We start from the raw sequence: 235 nt of genomic DNA, 5'->3' as shown, positions 1-235 counted from the left end.
GGATGAGGTTGCTGCGGGCGTCGCCGGGTTCGCCGTCGACCTACTTCACGCGCATGCGGTTGGAGTGCGAATCGCGACCATTTCGCGACGAACCGCAAGCTTTCTTGTGTGGCATTTGACTAACTCCGATTCGGCCTGAGGCGCTTGCATGGGCTTATGAATGCGTTCGCGTTCCGTTTCAAGTCCCGTATCGGCGACGCTTGCCGCCGGAAAAAATACTTCTTCGGCAGCCCCC

General features: G+C 59.1%; 1 protein-coding gene. It reads right to left on the bottom strand.

What is annotated here, in order from left to right:
* Positions 1 to 40: 40 nt before the first annotated feature.
* The gene (locus KVT37_RS34135) at positions 41 to 115 is read right to left on the bottom strand and encodes a 50S ribosomal protein L27 (protein WP_217579104.1); all 75 of its coding nucleotides are present in this window, start codon (positions 113 to 115) and stop codon (positions 41 to 43) included.
* Positions 116 to 235 lie beyond the last annotated feature (120 nt).

The sequence above is a fragment of the Mesorhizobium sp. GbtcB19 genome, from assembly GCF_019091085.1.
In the GTDB taxonomy this organism is placed as follows: Bacteria; Pseudomonadota; Alphaproteobacteria; order Rhizobiales; family Rhizobiaceae; genus Mesorhizobium.
The sequence above is the reverse complement of the archived record's forward strand: the minus strand, read 5'-3'. Positions and strand labels throughout refer to the sequence as shown.